Origin of the sequence: Stenotrophomonas sp. HMWF023 (genome assembly GCF_003060985.1) — a bacterium.
GTDB lineage: Bacteria > Pseudomonadota > Gammaproteobacteria > Xanthomonadales > Xanthomonadaceae > Stenotrophomonas > Stenotrophomonas lactitubi.
In genome coordinates, this window is sequence record NZ_QAIJ01000195.1 from 1 (window position 1) to 1,425 (window position 1,425).

2 protein-coding genes are annotated in these 1,425 nt (G+C 64.4%); both read right to left on the bottom strand.

The window, feature by feature from the left end; genetic code table 11:
• Positions 1–52 precede the first annotated feature (52 nt).
• A complete protein-coding gene (frr, locus tag DBR20_RS10325; RefSeq protein ID WP_099821430.1) occupies positions 53–607 on the bottom strand; it encodes a ribosome recycling factor in 555 nt (184 codons plus the stop codon).
• 97 nt (positions 608–704) lie between these two features.
• Positions 705–1,425, bottom strand: a 721-nt coding sequence (gene pyrH, locus DBR20_RS10330; protein WP_108266125.1) for a UMP kinase, incomplete at its 5' end; no start/stop codon positions are given.

The window sequence follows — 1,425 nt, forward strand, 5'->3', positions numbered from 1 at the left end:
ACGTGGCGCGGCAGGGCGGCCGGCAGGGGGGGCGGGACTGAAGGCATCGACTTCAGACCGACATCAGTTCCTTTTCCTTGTCGGCGACGACCTTGTCGATGTCCTTGATGTTGGCGTCGGTCAACTTCTGGATATCGTCTTCGCCGCGCTTCTTCTCGTCTTCGCTGATGACCTTGTCCTTCAGCAGCTTGGCGACTTCCTTGTTGGCATCCTGGCGGATGTTGCGCACGGCGATCTTGGCGCCTTCGCCTTCCTTCTGTACCTGCTTGGCCAGTTCCTTGCGGCGCTCTTCGGTCGGCGGCGGCAGGTTGACGCGGATCGAGGTGCCGATGGTGTTCGGGGTCAGCTCGATGTTGTACAGGCCCTTCTCGATCTCCTTGATCATGCTCTTGTCGAAGGGCGTGACCAGCAGGGAGTGGGCGTCGGGGTTGGAAATGGACGCAACCTGGTTCAGCGGCGTGCTGGCGTTGCCGTAAGCATTGACCGTGACGCGGTCCAGCAGGGCCGGCGTTGCGCGGCCGGTGCGGATCGAGGTGAGGGTGTGCTTAAGAGCGTCGATGCTCTTGGCCATGCGCGTCTGCGCGTTGTTCTTGATGTCGTTGAGCATCGCCAGGGTCCTGGATGTAACTGGAATCGGGCGATTATAGGCGAATACGGGACGCCGCCGGGCCTGAATCGGCCCGGAGGTCGCCTTGCGCTCAGCCTCAGGCCGGGTCGCGGCCCTGGACGAGGGTGCCGATGTTCTCGCCGTGCAGGATCTTCAGCAGCTCGCCGGGCTGGCCCATGTCGAACACGCGCATCGGCAGGTCGCTGTCGCGGGCCAGGGCGAAGGCGGCGGTATCCATCACTTCCAGGCCACGGCGGATCACTTCGTCGTAGCTCAGGCTGTCGAAACGGACGGCGTCGCTGTACTTGTTCGGATCCTTGTCGTACACGCCATCGACCTTGGTTGCCTTCAGCAGCAGGTCGGCGCCGATCTCGATGGCGCGCAGGGCCGCGCCCGAGTCGGTGGTGAAGAACGGGCTGCCGACGCCTGCGGCGAAGATCACCAGGCGGCCCTTTTCCAGATGGCGGATGGCGCGGCGGCGGATGTAGTCCTCGCACACGTCGTTGATCTTGATCGCGCTCATCACGCGGGCCTTGGCGCCCACTTTTTCCAGCGCATCCTGCATGGCCAGTGCGTTGATGACCGTGGCCAGCATGCCCATCTGGTCGCCGGTGACGCGGTCCATGCCGCCAGCGGCCAGGCCTGCACCGCGGAAGATGTTGCCACCGCCGATGACCAGGGCGACTTCGGCGCCGGCCTGCTGGGCCTCGACGACCTCACGGGCCAGGCGGTTGATGATCTTGGGGTCGATGCCGTAGTCCTCATCTCCCATCAGCGCCTCCCCGGAAAGTTTCAACAGGATGCGGCGATAGGCGAGC